General features: G+C 66.1%; 20 protein-coding genes and 1 rRNA gene. 16 read left to right on the plus strand and 5 right to left on the minus strand.

The window, feature by feature from the left end; genetic code table 11:
* Positions 1-108, plus strand: a 5S ribosomal RNA gene (gene rrf, locus ABE463_RS02670); the annotation flags it as partial.
* Between the two features lie 451 nt (positions 109-559).
* Here rrf and ABE463_RS02675 read toward each other — a convergent pair.
* Together ABE463_RS02675 and ABE463_RS02680 are read right to left on the minus strand one after the other, a co-directional pair.
* The gene (locus ABE463_RS02675; RefSeq protein ID WP_346467172.1) at positions 560-2,290 is read right to left on the minus strand and encodes a M28 family metallopeptidase; all 1,731 of its coding nucleotides are present in this window, start codon (positions 2,288-2,290) and stop codon (positions 560-562) included.
* A 54-nt stretch (positions 2,291-2,344) separates the two neighbouring features.
* Positions 2,345-3,007, minus strand: coding sequence for a hypothetical protein (locus tag ABE463_RS02680; protein ID WP_346467173.1), 663 nt, complete (start codon positions 3,005-3,007; stop codon positions 2,345-2,347).
* Between the two features lie 52 nt (positions 3,008-3,059).
* Between ABE463_RS02680 and ABE463_RS02685 the strand changes: the two genes are divergently transcribed.
* Positions 3,060-4,430, plus strand: a complete 1,371-nt coding sequence (locus tag ABE463_RS02685) for a peptidoglycan DD-metalloendopeptidase family protein (RefSeq protein WP_346467408.1) — start codon at positions 3,060-3,062, stop codon at positions 4,428-4,430.
* Positions 4,431-4,556: 126 nt separating this feature from the next.
* Positions 4,557-6,071, plus strand: a complete 1,515-nt coding sequence (locus ABE463_RS02690) for a S41 family peptidase (protein WP_346467174.1) — start codon at positions 4,557-4,559, stop codon at positions 6,069-6,071.
* 94 nt (positions 6,072-6,165) lie between these two features.
* Here ABE463_RS02690 and ABE463_RS02695 read toward each other — a convergent pair whose 3' ends face one another.
* Positions 6,166-6,858, minus strand: coding sequence for a rhomboid family intramembrane serine protease (locus ABE463_RS02695; protein WP_313212749.1), 693 nt, complete (start codon positions 6,856-6,858; stop codon positions 6,166-6,168).
* Between the two features lie 225 nt (positions 6,859-7,083).
* Between ABE463_RS02695 and ABE463_RS02700 the strand changes: the two genes are divergently transcribed.
* The 3 genes from ABE463_RS02700 to ABE463_RS02710 all read left to right on the plus strand — a co-directional run bounded on the left by ABE463_RS02700 (position 7,084) and on the right by ABE463_RS02710 (position 9,872).
* Positions 7,084-8,427, plus strand: a complete 1,344-nt coding sequence (locus tag ABE463_RS02700; protein WP_259262086.1) for an outer membrane protein transport protein — start codon at positions 7,084-7,086, stop codon at positions 8,425-8,427.
* Positions 8,428-8,625: 198 nt separating this feature from the next.
* A complete protein-coding gene (locus ABE463_RS02705) occupies positions 8,626-9,150 on the plus strand; it encodes a Rossmann fold nucleotide-binding protein (RefSeq protein ID WP_346467175.1) in 525 nt (174 codons plus the stop codon).
* 89 nt (positions 9,151-9,239) lie between these two features.
* A complete protein-coding gene (locus tag ABE463_RS02710; protein WP_346467176.1) occupies positions 9,240-9,872 on the plus strand; it encodes a hypothetical protein in 633 nt (210 codons plus the stop codon).
* Positions 9,873-9,927: 55 nt separating this feature from the next.
* Here the strand turns inward: ABE463_RS02710 and putA are convergent, their stop codons facing one another.
* Positions 9,928-13,167: a bifunctional proline dehydrogenase/L-glutamate gamma-semialdehyde dehydrogenase PutA gene (gene putA / locus ABE463_RS02715; protein WP_346467177.1), complete on the minus strand. Its 3,240-nt coding sequence runs from the start codon at positions 13,165-13,167 to the stop codon at positions 9,928-9,930.
* Positions 13,168-13,188: 21 nt separating this feature from the next.
* On the opposite strand from putA, the gene ABE463_RS02720 reads away from it, so the two are divergent.
* The 7 genes from ABE463_RS02720 to ABE463_RS02750 all read left to right on the plus strand — a co-directional run bounded on the left by ABE463_RS02720 (position 13,189) and on the right by ABE463_RS02750 (position 18,165).
* On the plus strand, positions 13,189-13,359 hold the full coding sequence (locus tag ABE463_RS02720; RefSeq protein ID WP_346467178.1) for a hypothetical protein: 171 nt from the start codon (positions 13,189-13,191) through the stop codon (positions 13,357-13,359).
* Between the two features lie 84 nt (positions 13,360-13,443).
* Entirely contained in the window at positions 13,444-13,920 is a 477-nt protein-coding gene (locus tag ABE463_RS02725) for a DUF2244 domain-containing protein (protein ID WP_121042248.1), read from the plus strand.
* Between the two features lie 11 nt (positions 13,921-13,931).
* Positions 13,932-14,867: a cytochrome c oxidase subunit II gene (gene coxB / locus ABE463_RS02730; protein ID WP_346467179.1), complete on the plus strand. Its 936-nt coding sequence runs from the start codon at positions 13,932-13,934 to the stop codon at positions 14,865-14,867.
* 64 nt (positions 14,868-14,931) lie between these two features.
* On the plus strand, positions 14,932-16,542 hold the full coding sequence (ctaD, locus tag ABE463_RS02735; protein WP_019185997.1) for a cytochrome c oxidase subunit I: 1,611 nt from the start codon (positions 14,932-14,934) through the stop codon (positions 16,540-16,542).
* An 8-nt stretch (positions 16,543-16,550) separates the two neighbouring features.
* Positions 16,551-16,685 carry a hypothetical protein gene (locus tag ABE463_RS02740; RefSeq protein ID WP_259462181.1) on the plus strand — a complete coding sequence of 45 codons (135 nt, stop codon included), beginning with the start codon at positions 16,551-16,553 and terminating at the stop codon, positions 16,683-16,685.
* Positions 16,682-17,269 carry a cytochrome c oxidase assembly protein gene (locus ABE463_RS02745; RefSeq protein ID WP_121042251.1) on the plus strand — a complete coding sequence of 196 codons (588 nt, stop codon included), beginning with the start codon at positions 16,682-16,684 and terminating at the stop codon, positions 17,267-17,269. Before ABE463_RS02740 ends, ABE463_RS02745 begins: the two co-directional genes overlap by 4 nt.
* 20 nt (positions 17,270-17,289) lie before the next feature.
* Positions 17,290-18,165: a cytochrome c oxidase subunit 3 gene (locus ABE463_RS02750; protein ID WP_259262093.1), complete on the plus strand. Its 876-nt coding sequence runs from the start codon at positions 17,290-17,292 to the stop codon at positions 18,163-18,165.
* A gap of 40 nt (positions 18,166-18,205) precedes the next feature.
* Here ABE463_RS02750 and ABE463_RS02755 read toward each other — a convergent pair whose 3' ends face one another.
* Positions 18,206-18,424: a twin transmembrane helix small protein gene (locus ABE463_RS02755; protein WP_019185993.1), complete on the minus strand. Its 219-nt coding sequence runs from the start codon at positions 18,422-18,424 to the stop codon at positions 18,206-18,208.
* 57 nt (positions 18,425-18,481) lie between these two features.
* On the opposite strand from ABE463_RS02755, the gene ABE463_RS02760 reads away from it, so the two are divergent.
* From ABE463_RS02760 to ABE463_RS02770, 3 genes are read left to right on the plus strand one after another with little or no spacing between them, the layout of a single operon-like run.
* On the plus strand, positions 18,482-19,216 hold the full coding sequence (locus tag ABE463_RS02760; protein WP_259262094.1) for an SURF1 family protein: 735 nt from the start codon (positions 18,482-18,484) through the stop codon (positions 19,214-19,216).
* Positions 19,217-19,243: 27 nt separating this feature from the next.
* Entirely contained in the window at positions 19,244-19,819 is a 576-nt protein-coding gene (locus ABE463_RS02765; protein WP_102788907.1) for a hypothetical protein, read from the plus strand.
* An 11-nt stretch (positions 19,820-19,830) separates the two neighbouring features.
* Complete coding sequence (locus ABE463_RS02770) at positions 19,831-21,042, plus strand: COX15/CtaA family protein (RefSeq protein WP_152153735.1); 1,212 nt, start codon at positions 19,831-19,833, stop codon at positions 21,040-21,042.
* Position 21,043 lies beyond the last annotated feature (1 nt).

The raw sequence follows: 21,043 nt of genomic DNA on the forward strand, positions 1-21,043 counted from the left end.
AAATTAGCGCTGTGGAACCACCCGATCCCATCCCGAACTCGGAAGTGAAACGCAGCTGCGCCGATGGTAGTGTGGCCTAAGCCATGCGAGAGTAGGTCATCGCCAGGGTTTACACCCAAAACCCCGCTGCTCACGCAGCGGGGTTTTTTTTGTCCTTCTCCCAACGGATGGGAGCGCCTCATTTCATGTGCCACAGCAGATGAGCACGGCCATGCGTATGCGGCCAGTGTCCCCCGGTCCCCCGGCCGCCGCCTGACGGCGACGCCCTCCTCGTTGATTCTGCCCAGGGACCTACCGGCCGCTACGACGCTCGGATGCGGTACGCGCACTGCTAACCGGAGCTTGCTTTGAGGCGCCAGTGGTCTCCACACGTGGGGCGCGATGCCCTTGTGGGCGAAATCAAGGAGGAGGGCGTCGCCGCAAGGCGGCGGCCGGGGGCGTCACCGGCAAGGGTATCGCGCCCCAAAGCCCGACCAACCCAGCCGCCGACCCAAAAAAAACGGCGCCTAGAAAGGCGCCGTTTTCATGAAGCAAAGATCACGTCACAGCAATCAACCGCTCAGCGTGCAGACTCCGCGGCCGGCGCCTCAACGCCCTTGCCCTTCATCATCGCATCGCGTGCCGCCTTGAACGGATTGCCTTCATACCAGTTCGGCCACCGGTCGCCGCCAGCCAGTTCCTTGCCAACCCCGTACAGCAGCTGCAGGTCCTCAACCGTGCCATCCAGCTTCCAGGTGGCCGGATCGAACTCGTCCTTCGGGCCGTGGTAACGGTTGCTGCCATAGTCTTCGGCGGCCTTGCGGCCCGCCTCGACACCGCCGTCGCGCAGATCCTCACCCCCGTCCGCATAGAGCGCCGGCACACCCGCCTTGGCGAAGTTGAAGTGATCCGAACGGAAGTAGAAGCCGCTCTGCACCGCCGTTTCGCCGTGCAGGGTACGACCCTGATTGGCCGCCAGCGGCTTGAGGATGTCTTCCAGCTCGGAGCTGCCGAAGCCGGTCACGGTCATGTCCTTGGCACGGCCTGCCACCGACATCGCATCGATGTTGATCACACCGGCGATCTTGTCCAGCGGGAAGGTCGGGTGGCTGACGTAGTACTTCGAGCCCAGCAAACCGGACTCTTCCAGCGTCACTGCCAGGAACACCACCGAACGCTCCGGTGCTGGCTGCTGGTGCACCATCGCGTCAGCGACTTCCAGGATGCCGGCCACGCCGGTCGCGTTGTCGACAGCGCCGTTGTAGATGTTGTCGCCCTGCTCACCCTCGTGCTTGCCCAGGTGATCCCAGTGCGCCATGTAGAGCACGGCTTCATCGGCACGCTTGCTGCCCGGCAGGACACCGACCACGTTGCGCGACTTCTTCTCGGCGATGGTGCTCTTCAGATCGAAGGAGACCTTGGCCTTCAGCGGGACCGGCTTGAAGCCGCGCTTGCTGGCGTCCTTGTAGGCCTTGTCCAGATCCAGGCCGGCCTCAGCGAACAGCTGACGGGCGGCATCGGCGCTCAGCCAGCCCTGTGCGGGCAGACGCGCTTCCGGGTCGTCCTTGGCCGGCAGGTCGTACTGCGGGCCGGCCCACGAGTTCTTGACCACGTCCCAACCGTAGGATGCACCGGCGGTGTCATGCACGATCAGCGCGGCGGCGGCGCCCTTGCGTGCGGCCTCTTCGAATTTGTAGGTCCAGCGCCCGTAGTAGGTCATGCGCTTGCCGTCGAACAGCTTCTCATCGTTGACGTGGAAGCCGGGATCATTGACGAACATCACGACCGTCTTGCCCTTCCAGTCCTGGCCGGCATAGTCGTTCCATTTCTGCTCGGGCGCATCCACGCCGTAGCCGACGAAGACCAGATCGCTGGCCTCGACCTTGACGTCCGGCTGGCCGCTGCGGGTACCGATCACCATGTCGGTGCCGAACGTCAGCTCGCGGGTCTTGCCGGCCTGGTCCAGCGTCAACACGGTCGACTCATCGGCCGTGGTCTCGGTCATCGCCACGTCCTGGAACCAGCTGTCGCCGTTGCCCGGCTGCAGGCCGATGCGCTGCATCTGGTCGCGGATGTAATTGACGGTCAGCTCTTCGCCCTTGCTGCCCGGCGAACGACCTTCGAACTCATCGGAGGCCAGGGTCTTGACCAGCTCGGCGAAGTCGCCGGCGTTGATCTCGGGCGAGAAGGCATGGCCCGGCGCGGTCGGTGCCGCGTCAGTGGCGGGTGCCGCGGTGGGCGCGGTGGATTCGCCCTTGCACGCGGTCAACGCAGCGGCAGCGGCAAGGCACAACAGAAGTTTGCGGGGCATCATCGGTTCCTGGAACGGGAAAGGCGGGTGCGCAGCGCACCAGCGACCACCATATCAATCCTGTGGCGCGGTGTCGGTATCGAAGGGAACGGCCACGGCGCCGCTGATCGGGCCGATGCGGGCAGTGCGGTGCACATACAGGGTGACCTCGCGCTCGAACTGCAGGGATCCATTGACCGACGCGTTCGGTCCGATGATCACGCGCGGTTTGCGGCCGGGCGTCAGCGACAGATTGAAGTTCGGCTTCTTGACCTCGATCCCGCCCTCGACCTGCGAGCCCACGCCGACGGTGATGTCGCCGTTGACCGTCTCGATGCCGCGCGCCACGCGCGTTTCGACCAGGCCGATGCTGCCATTGACGGTTTCCAGGCTGCCGTCGACCTGGGTGCCACGATCGAGGAAGATGCCGCCATTGACGGTGTCCACCCCGCCGCTGGCAATCACTTCGCGCCCGACCCGCACACTGCCGTTGACGGTGGAGATGCCGCCGGTACGTGCGCGATCGGCGACGCGGATGCCACCGTTGACCGTTTCAATGCGGCCGGTGACGACGCCTTCGGCGACCTTGATGCCGCCATTGACGGTCTCCAGGTTCCCGTAGGTCTGGCCGGCCTCGGCGGAGATGCTGCCGTTGACCTTGCTGATGTTGTCGTTTGCGATGGCCGGCGCACAGGGCAGCGTCAGGGCCAGCAACAGCGGAAGCAGGGAGCGTTTCATGAGGACCTCGATGGTGGAGCGCGGCTGGCAGGCCGCCTGCAGGAATGTCACCATGCATCGTTGCAATCCGCATCTGCCTGAAGTCACTGGAAAGCCCTTGCGCCACAACGCTTTTTCCTCACGCCGGGATAACAATCCGACCGATGGACGCGGTCGCACGCAGTGGCTGACCCCGGCGTTGCGTGCACTGCTGCTGGCGGTGGCCGTTCTGGGGGCCAGCCCGCTGGCCGCGCAGTCCTCCAAGGAAGCCGAGCGCAAGCTGCAGAAACTGCGCAGCGAGCTCAAGGGCGTGGCGCAGGAACGGCGGAATCTGGAAGGGCAGCGGGGACAGGCCTCGCGCCAGCTGCGCGAAGCCGACGAAAAAGTGGCCCGCACCGGGCGCGTCTTGGCCCAGACCGAAACCGCGCTGCAGCGCGAGACCCGCGCGATGAACGAACTGCAGGCCAAGCGCGATGCGCTGCAGGCCGGCCTGGAGCAGCAGCGCACCGAGCTGGCCTCGCTGCTGCGCGCGGCCTACCGCATCGGCAACAACGCACCGCTGAAACTGCTGCTGTCGCAGGACCGCGTCGCCGATGCGAACCGCAGCCTGGCCTATCACCGCTACCTGCAGCGTGAGCGCGCGCAGCGGATCCAGTCGCTGACGGCCGACCTCACCGAGCTGCAACGCGTGGAGACGGAGATCGTCGAGCGCCGCAAGGCGCTGGAAGGCACACGGCAGCAACAGAAACAGCAGGTCGCCACGCTGGCCGATGACCGCCGTGAGCGCGCGGCCACCGTGGCCACGCTGGACGAACGCTACAAGGACCGCAGCGAGCGTGAGAAGGCGCTGGGTCAGGACGCCAAGGCATTGGAAACCCTGCTCGCGAACCTGCGTGCGGCCGCCGCCCGTGCCGAAGCCGAGCGTCGTGCTGCCGCGCGACGTGCCGCTGCGGAGAAAGCGGCTGCCGACAAAGCCGATCGCGCGGCGGCTGCCAGCGGTACCCGCCCGCCGCCGCGAGCGACCAAGACGCCCCCTCCCGTTGCCTCTGCGCCTGCCCCCAAGGTGGGCGGTCTGGGCTGGCCGTTGTCGGGCAATCTGCTCGCCCGCTACGGTGGCAAGCTGCCCGATGGACGCACCAGCAGTGGCGTGCTGATCGGTGCACCCGCTGGCAGCACCATCACCGCCGTGGCGGATGGCACGGTGGTGTTTTCCGACTGGATGACCGGCTACGGCATGATCCTGATCGTGGATCACGGCAACGGCTACATGAGCCTCTATGCGCACAACGACACGCTGCTGCGTGATGCCGGCGCCACGGTGAAGAAGGGCGAGGCGGTGGCCAAGGTCGGCAATTCCGGTGGCCAAGGCGTGACCGCGCTGTACTTCGAACTGCGCCGCAATGGACAGCCGGTGGACCCGGGCAGCTGGCTGCAGCGGCGATAAACCGCGCCCAACACGGGCGCGCCGCCAGGCACGGGGTTCAACGGGAATTTATCGTCGCTTCGCGCATAATCGGGCGACGCGCCCCTGTGCGTGGTCAACCGTCCCCCGCTCATCCTGGAGTGCTTCATGCGCGTAGCCCGTTCCGCCACCTTGCTGCTGGCCCTGTTGCCCGCGGTGTCCTGGGCGCAGCAGACCGCCGAAGCGCCGGCACGCGGGGCCGATGCGGCCACCACGGAAGAAGCGGTGACCTCACGGGTTCCGTTGGAAGAGATCCGCCGCTACGTCGCCGTCTACAACGCGGTGCGCGCCGCCTATGTGGATCCGGTCGACGACAAGAAGCTGATGCAGTCCGCCATCCGTGGCCTGCTGCTGGACCTGGATCCGCACAGCACCTATTTCGACAAGGAAGACGCCGAAGCCTTCGATGAGCAGGCCAACGGTGCCTACGATGGCATCGGCGTGGAGCTGCAGCAGCAGCCCGACAACAGCAGCCTGAAAGTGATTTCGCCGATCGACGATACCCCGGCCGCACGCGCGGGCATTCTCGCCGGCGATCTGATCATCGCCATCGACGGCAAACCGATCAGCGCGATCGAAGCCACCGAACCGCTGCGCGGCGTGGCCGGCACCAAGGTGGTGCTGACCCTGGTGCGCGAAGGCAAGCCCAAGCCGTTCGATGTCACCGTCACCCGCGAGACCATCCGCGTCACCAGCGTGCGCAGCAGGATGCTGGAACCCGGCTATGGCTACATCCGCCTGAGCACCTTCCAGGCCGACACCGGTGCCGATTTCCAGAAGCACGTTGGCCAGTTGCAGCAGCAGGCCGGTGGCAAGCTCAAGGGCCTGGTGCTGGATCTGCGCAGCAACCCGGGTGGCCTGCTCACCGCCGCTGTGCAGGTGGCCGACGATCTGCTCGAGAAGGGCAACATCGTCAGCACCCGCGGCCGCATCTCGATCAGCGATGCCCGTTTCGATGCGACCCCGGGCGATCTGCTCAAGGGTGCGCCGGTCGTGGTGCTGGCCGACGCCGGTTCGGCCAGTGCCTCCGAAGTACTGGCCGGCGCGCTGCGCGACAACGGCCGCGCCCGCGTGGTCGGCAGCCGCACCTTCGGCAAGGGCTCGGTGCAGACCGTGCTGCCGCTGGACAATGGGGACTCGGTGAAACTCACTACCGCGCGGTATTTCACGCCGAGCGGCAAGTCGATCCAGGCCACCGGCATCATCCCCGACGTGCTGCTGCAGCCGGAAAAGCGCGCCGGCGATGACGACCTGCCAGCCAGCCTGACGGACTACAGCGAAGCCACCTTGCCCGGCCACCTGCGCGGTGACGAAGAAGGCACCGAAGGCTACAAGGCCGGTGACGTGCTGCCCGGCGATGGCCCGATCAATGACGCGCTGGCCGAATTGAAGCAGCCCGGTTCGGTGCTGGCCAGGCAGAAGGCGGACGCGGCGAAGAAGCCGGCGGTGGCAGCGGTCAAGCCGGCAGATACGAAGCCGGCCGACGCGAAGTCATCAGATGCGAAGCCGTCAGAGACGAAGCCGTCAGAGACGAAGCCGGCCGAAGCACCTGCGGGTGCACCGGCTCCTCCCGCGCCTGCCAAGCCGGATGCACCGGCGTCGACAGCACCGGTCAAGCCCTGAACGGTAGTGCCGGCCGCTGGCCGGCTCAGCAGAAATCCAACCGTACGTGGAGCCGGCCAACGGCCGGCACTACCCGTAGGCCATGGCTGTTCTTCTAGAACCCATGCCGCTTGCGCAGCCGCCGCGCGATCGCGGCGCGCACATACACGCCGTAGCCCAGACCGAACACGAAGCCGGCGATATGCGCCCACCAGGCCACCATGCCGAAGGTCGGGCCGATGTAGGCGAACACCACCTGCAGCGCCGCCCAGACCCCGATCAGCAGATAGGCGGGGGCGCGGACGAATTCCAGGAACAGGCCCAGCGGGATCACCACGCCCAGCCGCGCGCCCGGGAACAGGGCCAGGTAGGCGCCGATCAAGGCCGACACCGCGCCGCTGGCACCGATGATGATCTGGTCCGGGTTGCCCATGGTGTAGATCGCGGTCAGATTCGAGATCGCTCCGCCGACCAGGAACAGCAGCATCAGCCGCCACGGCCCCAGCACGCGTTCGGCCGGCAGCCCGAAGATCAGCAGGAACACCAGGTTGCCCAGCAGGTGCGACCAGTCCGCGTGCAGGAACAGCGCGGTGAACAGCCGCAGCACGCTGCCATCCTGCAGCGTCGCCCACCAGTCCAGCGGGTGGGTGAGACCGGTCGATAGCGCCCCCCAGTCCATCCATAGGCTGCGGCGGGCATCATCCGGCCGCGAGATCGACCACAGGAAGGCCACCCACAGCGCGGCGAACAGCAGGGGAGTGGCCCAGCGGTAGGCGGCTTTCTTGCGGGAGGGGGTGGACACGAACATGCGGCACTAGCCTAGCGCGGAGGCCGACCTGACGGGGATATGTCGCGTTCAGCATGAATAGCCATAACGGCCAACCGCGTTATTGTTTCATTAACCGCTCTCGGTATACTCGCATACGGCGTCGTATGTCGGGAGGGGAATCCGGCGCGTTGTCCTGACCTGAAAAGGGAAGGGAAACGCAGGCGCGCGTTGCCAAACATGATCGCTATCCGGAGAGAACCAACAATGCATACCGCTTCCACGCTTGCCCGCGTCACCGCCCTGGCTGTCGGCATTGCCGGCGTCCTGGCCGTCGGCCACGTCCACGCCGCCGCCTTCCAGCTGAAGGAAAACAGCGCCAAGGGCCTCGGTCGCGCCTTCGCCGGTTCCGGCAGCGCCGCCGGCGATGCCTCCATCATGGCCGTCAACCCGGCTGGCATGCGCCAGCTCGAAGGCATGCAGGTCCAGGGTGACCTGAGCGCCATCAGCTTCTCGGCCAAGTTCAACGGTACCGGCCGCAAGCCGACCGGCCAGCCGCAGACCGGCGGTGACGGCGGCGACGCCGGCATGATCGCTCCGGTTCCGGCCGCGTACTTCCACATGCCGATCGGTGAGAAGGCCCATTTCGGCGTCTCGCTGACCGCGCCGTTCGGTTTCAAGACCGATTACGACAATGGCTGGGTCGGCCGCTACAGCGGCATGAAGACCGACATGAAGGCCATCGACCTGGGCTTCGCCGCGTCCTATGACGTCAACCCGTACGTGTCCTTCGGTGCGTCCGTGTTCGTCGAGCACCTGACCATCGAGCTGAGCAACAACATCGACTTCGGTACCGCACTGGCGCAGTCGCGCGTGCCGGGCTTCGCGCCGGGCAGCGCCGATGGCAAGCTGACCGTGGAAGGCGACAACAATGCGGTGGGCTGGACCGTCGGCGGCTTGTTCAGCCCCGATGAGAACACCCACATCGGCATCAGCTACCGCTCCAAGGTCGAGCACAAGATCACCGGCGGCGATGCCACCTTCGATGTCCCGACCAACGCTGCTGCCGTGCTGGCTGTCGCTCAGCCGGGCCGCTTCACCAGCACCTCGGGCAAGGCGACGCTGACCCTGCCGGCTTCGGCCACGCTGAGCGTCACTCACAACGTCAACGACCGCTGGACCGTGATGGGTGATGTCACCCGTACCGCCTGGTCGACCGCGTTTGACCAGGTCACCATCGATTACGCCTCCAACCAGCCCGATTCGGTGCTGGAGTTCGGCTACCGCGATACGACCTTCGTCTCGCTGGGTACCGACTTCAAGCTGAGCGACACCGTGACCCTGCGTGGCGGTATCGCGCTGGATCAGACCCCGACCACCAACGCACACCGCGACGTGCGCGTGCCGGACACCAGCCGCAAGTGGCTGTCCGTGGGCCTGGGCTGGACCCCGTCGGCGAACACCGAGTACAACTTCGGTTACACCCACCTGTTCACCAAGGATCCGGACGTGAACATCGCCGGTACCACCAACAACCAGGGCAACTCGCTGACCGGCAAGTACAAGGTCCGTGGCGACGTGCTGGCCGCTTCGTTCAACTACAAGTTCTGATCAACGCAGCACTGATCGGTTGAATGCAGCAGCAGAAAACCCCGCGAAAGCGGGGTTTTTTGTTGTCTGCGCCCTGCTCGTGCGGCATCCGCTGCGCGCAGCGTCCACGGTATCGGCGTTCACGTCGAAGGCGTGACGCGATAGGATCGCACTCCTGTGCCGACCGCTACACCGGCACGATCATTTAAAAGGACATGAATGAAGTCTCCGCATCGACGACCGCAGGTCTGCATTCTGGGCAGCGCCGAACCGGGTTCCGCCGCGTACGAATTGGCTGGAGACGCTGGCGCGTTGATGGCCAGACTCGGCATCACTGTCGTCAGCGGCTGTGGAAGTCCTGCCACCCGTGTGGCCGCCGAGCGCGCGATAGCCGCAGGCGGCCTGGTGGTCAGCATCATTCCCCCTGATGTGATGCCGGCGGCTGACTGGCCGGCAACCGTCGTGTTGCCGTGTGGCATGGGCGATGCCCGCAACCTGATGATGGCCTTGGCCGGCGATGCCTGCATCGTCATTGGCGGTCGCGCGGGCACCATCTCCGAAGTCTGCCTGGCGTGGCTGCACAAGCGGCCGTTGTTGCCGCTGGAAGGATGCGGTGGCTGGTCCGATACGTTGCGGACGCATCCGCCGGATGAGCGTCAGAATTCGCCCATCCTGCCGTGGACCAGCCTGCAGACCCTGGAAGCGCAGCTGCGCCACCTCGATCTGGCATCACTGCCGGCCTAGGTATCTCCATTGAATCAACCTCCCGTTGGCGACGCAGGTCGCCAGCGCAATGCCGTTTCGCCTCCACTCTTCTCCCCACGGGTTCTCCCATGACGTCTGCTCTGCTCCGCTCCACCCTTGCCATGGCACTCGCCGCCATCTCGCTGCCCGCAGCGGCCGCGCCGGATTTCGCTGCCTGTTTCACCCTGACCCCGGGGCTGTCCTGGTCCAACGCCGATGAAACGCTGACCATCGAAAAAGTCACCTTCGCCGGCCAGAACGCCATCAAGATGCACAGTGCTGGTGGTGGCATCGGGATGGCCACGTTCCATGACATCAGCGGCCGCCAGCTGCTGGGCCAGGAGCGTTACAGCATGTCCAGCGACGGCCCCACGCGGACCGATACCTTCAAGCCGGCGCCGACGTTCCCGCAGAGCGCCAAGCCGGGCGATCGTTTCGAGGTCACCGGCACGGGCGAGCGCACGAACCATGTCGACGAAACCGTTGAACCGGTCGACTACGACGGCTTCTCCGACTACACCTTCGTCGGATTCGAAGACATTGACGCGGACGTCGACAACCAGCCGCGCACGTTCAAGGACACCTGCCACGTCACCGCGACCTTCGAAGACAACCGCATCGAGGCGTGGTACGCCGCCGGCTTCGGGCGCATCAAGTTCGAGCGTTACATGGGTAACGAGCTGCTGATGCAGGACCAGATCGAGTCCATCGAAAGCCCGTGACCTACAAAAAACCCCGCTTTCGCGGGGTTTTTTGTTTACCGCAGGACGCCGGAGATCAGTCGCCCAGGGTCAGCAGCGAGGCATTGCCGCCGGCTGCCGTGGTGTTCACGGTGACGGTCTTCTCGGTGGCAAAGCGCAGCAGGTAGTGCGGGCCGCCGGCCTTCGGGCCGGTGCCGGACAGGCCCTGGCCGCCGAACGGCTGCACGCCGACCACTGCACCGATCTGGTTGCGGTTGACGTACACATTGCCGACATTGATGCGCGATGAAATGCGGTCCACGGTTTCATCGATGCGCGAATGCACGCCCAGGGTCAGGCCGTAGCCGGTCGCGTTGATCTGGTCGATCACCGCATCGAGCTGATCGCCCTTCCAGCGGATCACGTGCAGCACCGGCCCGAAGATCTCCTTGTGCAGCTGGTCCAGGTTCTTCAGCTCGTACGCACGCGGGGCGAAGAAGGTGCCGTGCGCGGCGGCGTCGCTGAGCGTGGCAGCGGCGATCAGGCGGGCGTCCTTCTCCATGCGCACGGCGTGATCCTTGAGGATCTGCAGCGCGTCGGCGTCGATCACCGGGCCGACATCGGTCGACAGCAGGCCCGGGTCACCGACCTTCAGTTCGGCCATCGCGCCGGACAGCATGGTCATCACCTTGTCGGCGATGTCGTCCTGCACGAACAGCACGCGTGCGGCCGAGCAGCGCTGGCCAGCGGAGGTGAAGGCCGATCCGATCGCATCCTTGACCAGCTGCTCCGGCAGCGCCGAGGAGTCGGCGATGAAGGCGTTCTGGCCGCCGGTCTCGGCGATCAGCACACCGATCGCAGCTTCGCGTGCGGCCATCGCGCGGTTGATCGCACGGGCGGTGTCGGTCGAGCCGGTGAAGGCCACGCCGGCCACGCGCGGGTCGGCGGTCAGTGCGGCACCGACGGTCGCGCCGTCGCCCGGCAGGAACTGCAGCACGCCTTCCGGCACGCCGGCATCGAGCAGCAGCTTCACCGCGTAATAGCCGATCAGGTTGGTCTGCTCGGCCGGCTTGGCGATCACGCTGTTGCCGGCGGCGAGCGCGGCGCTGACCTGGCCCAGGAAGATCGCCAGCGGGAAGTTCCACGGGCTGATGCAGACGAACACGCCGCGGCCGTGCAGCTGCAGTTCGTTGGATTCACCGGTCGGGCTCGGCAGCTTTTCGGCGTGGCCGAACTGCTCACGCGCCTGCTTGGCGTAGTAGCGCAGGAAGTCGACTGCTTCGCGCACTTCGGCGATGCCGTCGGGCAGGCTCTTGCCGGCTTCCTTGACGCACAGCGCCATGAACTCGGGCATGCGCGCTTCCAGCTGGTCGGCGGCGTGTTCCAGGATCGCCGCGCGGCTGGCGGCCGGGGTGCGGTTCCAGGCCGGCTGCGCGGCCACGGCATTGGCCAGCGCCTTCTCGACGGTGGCGCTGTCGGCCGGCTGCCACTGGCCCACCACCTGGCGCGTGTCGGCCGGGTTGGTCACGTTCAACAGTGCGCCGGTCGGGTTGGCACCCGGCACCAGCGGCGCGGCGTGCCACCCGCTCTTACCCGGCGCGGGCACGGCGGCGTTGAGCTGCTCGGCCAGGGCGCGCAGATCGTTGTCGTTGGCGAGATTGACGCCCATGGAGTTCTTCCTGTCATGGTTCTGGCTGCGCAGCAGATCGACCGGCAGCGGGATTTTCGGATGCGGGATGGACGCGAACGAGGAGACCACCTCGACCGGATCGCGGATCAGGTCGTCGATGGCCACGTTCTCGTCGGTGATGCGGTTGACGAAGCTGGAGTTGGCGCCGTTTTCAAGCAGACGACGCACCAGGTACGGCAGCAGGTCCTCATGCGAACCGACCGGCGCATACACGCGGCACGGCACGTTCAGACGGTCGGCCGGCACCACTTCGGCATATAGGTCATCGCCCATGCCGTGCAGTTTCTGGTGCTCGTACTGGCCGCCCTTGGCGATCGCCTGCACGGCCGCGATGGTGTGCGCGTTGTGCGTGGCGAACATCGGGTAGATCGCATCGCTGTGCGTGAACAGACGCTTGGCGCAGGCCAGGTAAGACACGTCGGTGTTCTGCTTGCGGGTGAACACCGGGTAGGCCGGCAGGCCGTCGATCTGCGCGCGCTTGATCTCCGCATCCCAGTACGCGCCCTTGACCAGGCGCACCTGCAGGCGGCGACCGATGCGACGGGCCAGGTCGGCCAGATAGTCGATCGTGTACGGGGTGCGCTTCTGGTACGACTGCACGACCACACCGAAGCCTTCCCAACCGGCCAGCGAGGCATCGCTGACCACGGTCTCGATGATGTCCAGAGACAGTTCCAGACGGTCGGTTTCTTCGGCATCGACGGTGCAGCCGATGCCGTAGGACTTGGCCAGCTGCGCCAGTTCCAGCACGCCCGGCACCAGGTCGGCCATGACGCGTGCGCGCTTGGCGTGCTCGTAGCGCGGGTACAGCGCGGAGAGCTTGATCGAGATGCCCGGTGCCGAATTGACGTCGCCATCGGGACGGCCGCCGCGGGCCTTGTGGTCGCCGCCGATCGAGTGGATCGCGCGACGGTAGTCTTCCAGGTAACGCTTGGCGTCCTTCATGGTCAGCGCGCCTTCGCCGAGCATATCGAACGAATAGCGGTAGCTGGCGTTGTCGCCCTTGTGCGAGCGCGACAGTGCTTCGTCGATGGTGCGGCCCATGACGAACTGGTGGCCCATGATCTTCATCGCCTGGCGCACGGCCAGGCGGATCACCGGCTCACCCACGCGGCCGATCAGGCGCTTGAATGCGCCCGGCACATCGGCGCGGGTGGCATCGTTGATCTGGACCAGGCGGCCGGTCAGCATCAGGCCCCAGGTGGAGGCGTTGACCAGCACCGAGTCGCTGCCGCCCATGTGCTTCTTCCAGTCGGCATCGCCGAGCTTGTCGCGGATCAGCTTGTCGGCGGTCTCCTGGTCCGGAATGCGCAGCAGGGCTTCGGCCACGCACATCAGCAGCACGCCTTCTTCGCTGCCCAGATCGTACTGGCGCATGAAGGCTTCGATCGCGCCCTGGTCCTGGGCGCGCACGCGCACGCGCTTGACCAGATCGGCAGCGGTGGCCTGCACCTTGGCCTGCTCGGCGGCCGGCAGACGTGCCTGCTCGAGCAGCTCGCGCACATGGGTGGCCTCGTCCTTCAACCAGGCATCGGTGATCGCCTGGCGGAACGCGTTGGGAACGGCCGGCAGCTCGGGGGCGAGCAGCGGCGGGCGGGCGGCGCCGGACGATGCCGGGGCAGGGGGAAGGACAGAGGATGCAGTCATGCCGGTCGGCTCGTGGAGAACTTGACCATTTTAATCGTTTTTTTGGCGAGTCAAGGGGTTTTCATGGTCGCGCCCATGCGGCGCATAGCCTTTCATACAGGGGGATTCGGCGGATTCGACCCGGCTGCCATTTATTATGCTGTTTTCGTCAAAACCGCCGCCGCAGGCAATGCTGTATTGCAACATTTCTGAAACTGTGAATGGACCCTTGCTACTCGCTGGAGAGCGGGGCTACCATCGAGACGTTTCCCGCGGCAGGAAAAACGCGGTTGCGACATGATCGAGGTGCTCATCGCTCCGGACGGATCAGGGACGCAACTGCGGCTGCGCCCCCCACGGGCGCTCGATGCCCGGCAGTTCGTCCTGTTGTTTGTGGTGTTGGCGGGGGTGATGTGGCTGGCGGCCGGCCTGGGCTGGTTCACCGGCAATGTATTCGCCCCCGTGTTTGCTCTGCTGTACAGCGTGTTGCTGGCAGTGGCGCTGCGCACGGTGTGGCGCAGTGGAGAACGTCAGGAAGAGATCCGGGTAGTGCCGGCGTGCGTGGAAGTGATTCCCGCACCCGGGCATTCGCCGGTGTTCAGCGCCCACCCGCACTGGGTGAGGCTGATCGCCGACGAACGCAGAGTCCGGCTGGCATCCAGCGGTCGGCAGGTGGACGTGGGGAGTTTCCTCGCACCGGCCGAACGTCAGGTACTGGCTCAGAAACTAGAAGGCTTGCTCGCGGCCAATGACGGCCGCAACCGACGACGCTAAGGGTCTAGGCAATGAAGCAATGCAGAAAGTGGGGCAGGACGTTCGGGAAGTCAGTGTTGGGCGGGGCTGCGCTGCTGGCGCCGGCCATGGCGTGGGCCCAGGCGGCCGACCCCAAACCGTGGCAATTGAACATGGGCAAGGGGGTGACCCAGAGCTCGCGGTTGGCGTGGGAGTCCAACCTGTTCTCGCTGTGGGTCTGTACCGTGATCGGGGTGCTGGTGTTCGGCGCGCTGTTCTACGCGATCTTCAAATTCCGCAAATCCAAGGGCGCGGTGGCCGCCACCTTCAGCCACAACACCAAGGCCGAGATCATCTGGACGGTGATCCCGGTGATCATCCTGGTGGTGATGGCCTGGCCGGCCACGGCCAATCTGATCAAGTTCTACGACACCCGCGATTCGGAAATGACCGTCAAGGTCACCGGGTATCAGTGGATGTGGAAGTACGAATACCTCGGCGAGAACGTCAGCTTCACCAGCCGCCTGGACCGTGAGTCCGACCGTGTGCGCCAGAGTGGCGTGGTGCCGACCCGCGACAGCCATCCGCATTACCTGCTGGATGTCGACAACCGCCTGGTGCTGCCGGTCGATACCAAGGTGCGCTTCGTGATCACCTCCGACGACGTCATCCACGCATGGTGGGTGCCGGCGCTTGGCTGGAAGCAGGATGCGATTCCCGGCTTCATCAACGAGGCCTGGACCAACATCGAACAGGTCGGCGTGTACCGCGGCCAGTGCGCCGAGCTGTGTGGCAAGGACCATGGCTTCATGCCGATCGTGGTCGAGGCGGTTTCCAAGGAGGATTACCAGAAATGGCTGGCCTCCAGGAAGCCTGCGCCGGCCCCTGCGCCGCAGGCCGCTCCGGCGCCTGCGCCGGCTGCCCCGGCCGAGGCCACCCCGGCACCGGCCAGCGAGCCTGCCGCGGCAGCAACAGACAGCAACGCCTGAAATCGAGCCGCGTCCGCCAGCCGGCGGATGCGGGTACCACCGGATACAGTGAGGTGTAGTTGCGATGGCGCATTCCGCAGTTGACCACGACGGGCATCACGGGCATCAGCAGGGGTTCTTCGAGCGTTGGTTCTTCTCGACCAACCACAAGGACATCGGCACGCTCTACCTGCTTTTCAGCTTCATCATGTTCATCATCGGTGCGGCGATGAGTGTGATCATCCGCGCTGAGCTGGCGCAACCGGGCCTGCAGTTCGTCAAGCCCGAGTTCTTCAACCAGATGACCACCGTGCATGCGCTGGTGATGATCTTCGGTGGCGTGATGCCGGCCTTCGTCGGCTTGGCCAACTGGATGATCCCGCTGCAGATCGGGGCGCCGGACATGGCGCTGCCGCGCATGAACAACTGGTCGTTCTGGCTGCTGCCGGTGGCCTTCAGCCTGCTGCTGCTGACCCTGTTCCTGCCCGGCGGCGCACCGGCCGGTGGCTGGACGCTGTACCCGCCGCTGTCGCTGCAGGGGGGCTACAACGTGGCCTTCAGCGTGTTCGCCATCCACGTGGCCGGCATCAGCTCGATCATGGGCGCGATCAACATCATCGCCACCGTGCTCAACATGCGCGCGCCCGGCATCGATCTGCTGAAGATGCCGATCTTCTGCTGGGCCTGGTTGATCACCGCCTTCCTGCTGATCGCGGTGATGCCGGTGCTGGCCGGTGCGGTGACGATGCTGCTCACCGACAAGTTCTTCGGCACCAGCTTCTTCAACGCCGCCGGTGGCGGTGACCCGGTGATGTACCAGCACATCTTCTGGTTCTTCGGGCACCCGGAGGTCTACATCATGATCCTGCCGGCGTTCGGCGTGGTCAGCGAGATCATCCCCACCTTCAGCCGCAAGCCGCTGTTCGGCTACCAGGCCATGGTCTACGCGATCGCCGCGATCGCGTTCCTGTCCTTCATCGTCTGGGCTCACCACATGTTCACCGTGGGCATGCCGTTGGGCGGTGAGATCTACTTCATGTTCGCCACGATGCTCATCTCCATCCCGACCGGGGTGAAGGTGTTCAACTGGGTCAGCACCATGTGGCGCGGCTCGCTCACCTTCGAAGCGCCGATGCTGTGGGCGGTGGCCTTCGTGATCCTGTTCACCATCGGCGGCTTCTCCGGCCTGATGCTGGCGATCGTGGTGGCCGATTTCCAATACCACGACACTTACTTCGTGGTCGCACATTTCCACTACGTACTGGTCACCGGTGCGGTGTTCGGGTTGATCGCCGCGGTGTACTACTGGTGGCCGAAGTGGACCGGGCGCATGTACAGCGAAACCTGGGCCAAGGTGCACTTCTGGTGGTCGATCGTGTTCGTGAACCTGCTGTTCTTCCCGCAGCACTTCCTCGGCCTGGCCGGCATGCCGCGGCGTATTCCCGATTACAGCGTGGCCTTCGCGGACTGGAACCTGATCAGCTCGATCGGCGCGTTCGGCATGTTCGTCACGCCCTTCATGATGGCCGCGATCCTGTGGCACTCGCTGCGTCACGGCGCGAAGGCCGCCGACCGCTGCTGGGAAGGCGCACGTGGCCTGGAGTGGACGATTCCCTCGCCCGCACCGGCGCATACCTTCACCACGCCGCCGACCATCCGTCCGGGTGATCTGGCCCATGACGACATCACCCATTGAGGCCGCTCATGACCAGTACCACCCGCACGCCGGATGAGCAGGCCCTGCAGCGTCGCCGCGCGCATCGCACCGCGTGGGCGGTCGGGATCGTCGCGCTGATGGTCTATGGCGGCTTCATCCTCAGCGGGGTGATCGGGCGATGAGCGATCCGCGCCCGGCACCCGCGCGTCATGCGGGCCTGCCCCGCCTGATCGGGGTGGCGCTGGCGGTGTTCGTGCTGACCTTCTCGCTGGTGCCGCTGTACCGCATCGCCTGCGAGAAGGTGTTCGGCGTGCGCCTGGAGCGTGGCCCCGGCGCGGCGGCAGGCACTGCAGCCGCCACCGGCAAGCGCACGGTGCGGGTGGAGTTCGATGGTGGCGTGAATTCCAAGTTGCCGTGGGCGTTCCATCCCGAACAGCTGACGATGGACGTGGTGCCCGGCGAGCTCAACGAGGCGCTGTATTACGCGCGCAATGACAGCGATCGCGCGCTGGTGGGCAGCGCCGTGCCGTCGGTGGCACCGGCCAAGGCGTCGGGCTACTTCAGCAAGACCGAGTGCTTCTGCTTCACCGCGCAGACCCTGCAGGCCGGTGAGAAACGCGACATGCCGGTGCGCTTCATCGTCGATCCTGACCTGCCGGCCAACATCACCACGATCACCCTGTCCTACACCTTCTACAAGAACGACGCCTTGTCCGCGCAGCTGGCTCCGGCCAGCCTGCCGACCGGCGCGCGTGCAGCTCCCTGATCCGGACCGGACCCAAGACCATGGCCCAGCAAAGCCCCGATGCGAACGTGTACTTCGTGCCCACGCACAGCAAATGGCCGTTCATCGGTTCCATTGCGATGATGGTGACCATGGTCGGCGTGGCCAGCTGGCTCAACGATTCCGGCTGGGGCAAGTGGACCTTCTACGCCGGCATCGCGATGCTGGTGCTGACCCTGTTCTGGTGGTTCAGCGACGTGGTGCGCGAATCGCAGGCCGGCAGCTACAACCGCCAGGTGGATGGCTCGTTCCGGATGGGGATGGTGTGGTTCATCTTCTCCGAAGTGATGTTCTTCGGCGCGTTCTTCGGGGCGCTGTTCTACACCCGCAACCTGGGCCTGCCGTGGCTGGGCGGCGCGGGCGATGGCGTGATGACCAATGAGTTGCTGTGGGACGGGTATTCGGCGGCGTGGCCGACCAATGGCCCGGGTGCGATCGGCGGCCATTTCCAGACCATTCCGGCCTGGGGTCTGCCGCTGATCAATACGCTGATCCTGCTCACCTCCGGCGTCACCCTCACCATCGCGCATCACGCGCTCAAGGCCGGTCATCGCCGCCAGCTGCTGGTCTGGCTGGGCATCACCGTGCTGCTCGGCGTGGGCTTCCTCACCCTGCAGGTGGAGGAGTACATCCACGCCTACAAGGAGCTCAACCTCACCCTGGGCTCGGGCATCTACGGCTCGACCTTCTTCATGCTCACCGGCTTCCACGGCGCGCACGTGCTGCTCGGCACGATCATGCTGGCGGTGATGTGGCTGCGCTCGTCGAAAGGGCATTTCACCCGCGACAACCATTTCGGTTTCGAAGCCGCCGCGTGGTACTGGCACTTCGTCGACGTGGTGTGGCTGATGCTGTTCCTGTTCGTCTACGTGCTGTAGCGTCGGTGCGACGTCCTGCCGCATCGACGCCGGTGCGGCCTCAGCCGCCGATGCCGTGGGGCTTGATCCAACCGCTGTAGATGCCGATGACCACCAGCACGATCAGCGCCACCGATACCGCGATGCGGCGGGTGAGGGCATTGACGGTGCGCTTGGTCTGGCCGCGATCGACCAGCAGGTAATACAGCCCGGCGCCCAGATTCCAGACGATGACGATCAGAAACGCGATTACCAGCAGGGTCTTCAACGAATCATTCATGCGCGGCTCGATGGCGTGGCGGGTGCGCCTATATCACCGCGTTTTGCCGGCGTTGTCATGATGCGCAAGCACACACGCCTGATCGGCTGGATCGCCGCGGTGCTGGTCATCCTCGCTTTCTGCCAGTTGGGCCGCTGGCAACTGCAGCGCATGCACGCCAAAGAGGCGTTGCTGGCCCAGCAGGTACCCGCCCGCGCGCAGTCGCTCACGCTGCGCCAGGCCCTGGCCGCCCCGCCGCTGCTGCGCTGGGTGGAGGATCACGGTCGCGTCCTGCCCGGCACGATCCTGCTCGACAACCAGACCCGCGAAGGCCGCGCCGGCCTCAAGGTGTATCAGCCGTTCCAGAGTGACGACGGCGCACGCGTGCTGGTCGATCTGGGCTGGCTGCCGATGCCGCCGGATCGTGTCATCCCACCGATCACACCGCTTGCCGGCCATACGGCCATCAGCGGCCTGCTGGCGCCGTCACCGGCCACCGGGCTGGCCCTGGGGCCGGCGCTGTCGCCCGCGCCACAGCCGGGCGTGTGGCTGGCCAGCCGGATGCCACCCGACGACATGGCCCGCGCGCTGTCACTGCCGACGGGCAGCCTGGGCGCGCGCGTGCTGCGGCTCGATCCGGCACTGCCAGGCGGTTACGCGCGCGATCTGGAGCTGCTGCCCAATACCCTGCCGCCCAGTCGCCATCTGGGCTACGCCGTGCAATGGTTCGGCCTGGCGTTGACCGTGCTGGTGGTCGCGCTGGTCCTGGAACTCCGTCGCCATCGCCGCCGGCGTGGCACTCCCCGGCGCTGACCGGCTCAACATGAGAAAATGCCGCCCATGAATGCCACTTCCCCGGCCCGGCTGCCGTCCCGTTCACGCGGCCGCTGGACCCTGATCGCGTTGTTCGGCGTGTTCTTCGGCGCCATGGCGCTGGCGGGCGTGCTGCGCTTCTCCGGCTGGCAGCCGACCTCGCACCGCAATACCGGGCAGCTGCTGCAGCCGCCGGCCGATCTGCGCGCGCTGCCGCCCACCCTGGCCGATGGTCAGCCGTACCCGTGGAACCCCAACGATCGCACCTGGCGGATCCTGGTGGCCCCGTCTGCCAGCTGTACCAGCGAGTGCGTCACTTTGTCGCAGGGATTGGGCAAGGTGTGGCAGCTGTTCGGCCATAACGCCGATAATGTCGAGATCCTGTGGCTGGGCACGCCGCCGGCCGAGGTCCAGGGCATGCCCGCACTGCGCGCGCTGCGCGCCCAACCGGACCTGCGTGCCGCTTTGCCCGCCGTGGATGACGCCGCCGGCACGCCTGTGTATGTGATCGATCCCAATGGATTCGTGATCATGCGGTACGCGCCGGGATTCGATATGGCCGGTCTGCGCAAAGACCTGGCCACGCTGCTGAAACTGAAGTGAGTTCCGTTTAGATGAGCCTCTCCGCACGCCCGGTGCTGCACCGCAATTTCCACCGTCTGGCGTGGTTTGCGCTGATCATGACCGCCAGCACGATCATGTTCGGTTCGTTCGTGCGCCTGTCCGATGCGGGCCTGAGCTGCCCGGACTGGCCGACCTGCTATGGCCGTGTCACCTGGCCGCAGCACGCCGAGGAAGTGATCGGCCACGAGGCCGCCAAGATCCGCCCGCTGGAAACGCACAAGGCGTGGCGCGAGCAGGTGCACCGTTTCCTGGCCGGTGCACTCGGCATCGAGATCCTCACCCTGGCGCTGCTGGCCACGCGCCGCCGTCGCTGGGGCAGTACGGCGGTGATCACCGCCTGTGTGCTGGTGGCGACCGGCATACCGCTGTACATGATGGGCATGCACGTGCCGGCGAGCATCATCGCCCTGATCGGCGAAGCGATCCTGCTGATCGCCGCGCTGCGCTGGACCAACATCGACCTGGCCCGTGCCGCCTTGCTGACGCTGGCGGTGGTGATCTTCCAGGCGCTGCTCGGCATGTGGACGGTCACCTGGCTGCTCAAGCCGATCGTGGTCATGGGCCATCTGCTCGGCGGCATGCTCATGTTCGGCCTGCTGGTGTGGATGGCGTGGCGCGCCACGCATATGCCGATCACCCTGGCCGAGGCGCCCAAGCTGAAGTGGCTGATCCGCGCCGGCGTGGCCGTGCTGGTCGCGCAGATCGCGCTCGGCGGCTGGGTCAGCGCCAACTACGCCGCACTCGCCTGCGGTGGCGGCAGCGCCTCGCTGGACAACTTCCCGCGCTGCGTCAGCCAGTGGTGGCCGCCGCATGATTTCAAGGAAGGCTTCACCCTGTGGCGTGGCATCGGCGTGGATTACGAAGGGGGCGTGCTCGACGGCGCCTCGCGCATCGCGATCCAGATGGCGCACCGCTTGATGGCGATCGTGGTCGCCGTGTACCTGCTGTGGCTGTCGGTGCGCCTGTTCCGCCTGCCGAGCATGCGCGGCTGGGCGAGCGCCCTGGGTCTGCTGGTGGTGCTGCAGATCACACTGGGCATCCTCAACGTGAAGCTGGCGGTGCCGCTGGAAGTGGCTGTCGCGCACAGCGGGGGCGCCGTGGCCCTGCTGTTCGTGCTGGTGACCTTGCTGGCGCGCCTGCGTGCGCCGGATGCCGAGGGTGGCAAGGCCAGCGCTGCGTCCACTGCCGTGCAGGCAGGCTGAC

The sequence above is a fragment of the Stenotrophomonas sp. TWI819 genome, from assembly GCF_039673075.1.
GTDB lineage: Bacteria > Pseudomonadota > Gammaproteobacteria > Xanthomonadales > Xanthomonadaceae > Stenotrophomonas > Stenotrophomonas rhizophila_B.

Coding starts and splice junctions, on each gene's coding strand:
- ABE463_RS02675 (WP_346467172.1), bottom strand. CDS start 2,290: ATGCCCCGCAAACTTCTGTTGTGCCTTGCCGCTGCCGCTGCGTTGACC.
- ABE463_RS02680 (WP_346467173.1), bottom strand. CDS start 3,007: ATGAAACGCTCCCTGCTTCCGCTGTTGCTGGCCCTGACGCTGCCCTGT.
- ABE463_RS02685 (WP_346467408.1), top strand. CDS start 3,060: ATGCATCGTTGCAATCCGCATCTGCCTGAAGTCACTGGAAAGCCCTTG.
- ABE463_RS02690 (WP_346467174.1), top strand. CDS start 4,557: ATGCGCGTAGCCCGTTCCGCCACCTTGCTGCTGGCCCTGTTGCCCGCG.
- ABE463_RS02695 (WP_313212749.1), bottom strand. CDS start 6,858: ATGTTCGTGTCCACCCCCTCCCGCAAGAAAGCCGCCTACCGCTGGGCC.
- ABE463_RS02700 (WP_259262086.1), top strand. CDS start 7,084: ATGCATACCGCTTCCACGCTTGCCCGCGTCACCGCCCTGGCTGTCGGC.
- ABE463_RS02705 (WP_346467175.1), top strand. CDS start 8,626: ATGAAGTCTCCGCATCGACGACCGCAGGTCTGCATTCTGGGCAGCGCC.
- ABE463_RS02710 (WP_346467176.1), top strand. CDS start 9,240: ATGACGTCTGCTCTGCTCCGCTCCACCCTTGCCATGGCACTCGCCGCC.
- putA (WP_346467177.1), bottom strand. CDS start 13,167: ATGACTGCATCCTCTGTCCTTCCCCCTGCCCCGGCATCGTCCGGCGCC.
- ABE463_RS02725 (WP_121042248.1), top strand. CDS start 13,444: ATGATCGAGGTGCTCATCGCTCCGGACGGATCAGGGACGCAACTGCGG.
- coxB (WP_346467179.1), top strand. CDS start 13,932: ATGAAGCAATGCAGAAAGTGGGGCAGGACGTTCGGGAAGTCAGTGTTG.
- ctaD (WP_019185997.1), top strand. CDS start 14,932: ATGGCGCATTCCGCAGTTGACCACGACGGGCATCACGGGCATCAGCAG.
- ABE463_RS02740 (WP_259462181.1), top strand. CDS start 16,551: ATGACCAGTACCACCCGCACGCCGGATGAGCAGGCCCTGCAGCGTCGC.
- ABE463_RS02745 (WP_121042251.1), top strand. CDS start 16,682: ATGAGCGATCCGCGCCCGGCACCCGCGCGTCATGCGGGCCTGCCCCGC.
- ABE463_RS02750 (WP_259262093.1), top strand. CDS start 17,290: ATGGCCCAGCAAAGCCCCGATGCGAACGTGTACTTCGTGCCCACGCAC.
- ABE463_RS02755 (WP_019185993.1), bottom strand. CDS start 18,424: ATGAATGATTCGTTGAAGACCCTGCTGGTAATCGCGTTTCTGATCGTC.
- ABE463_RS02760 (WP_259262094.1), top strand. CDS start 18,482: ATGATGCGCAAGCACACACGCCTGATCGGCTGGATCGCCGCGGTGCTG.
- ABE463_RS02765 (WP_102788907.1), top strand. CDS start 19,244: ATGAATGCCACTTCCCCGGCCCGGCTGCCGTCCCGTTCACGCGGCCGC.
- ABE463_RS02770 (WP_152153735.1), top strand. CDS start 19,831: ATGAGCCTCTCCGCACGCCCGGTGCTGCACCGCAATTTCCACCGTCTG.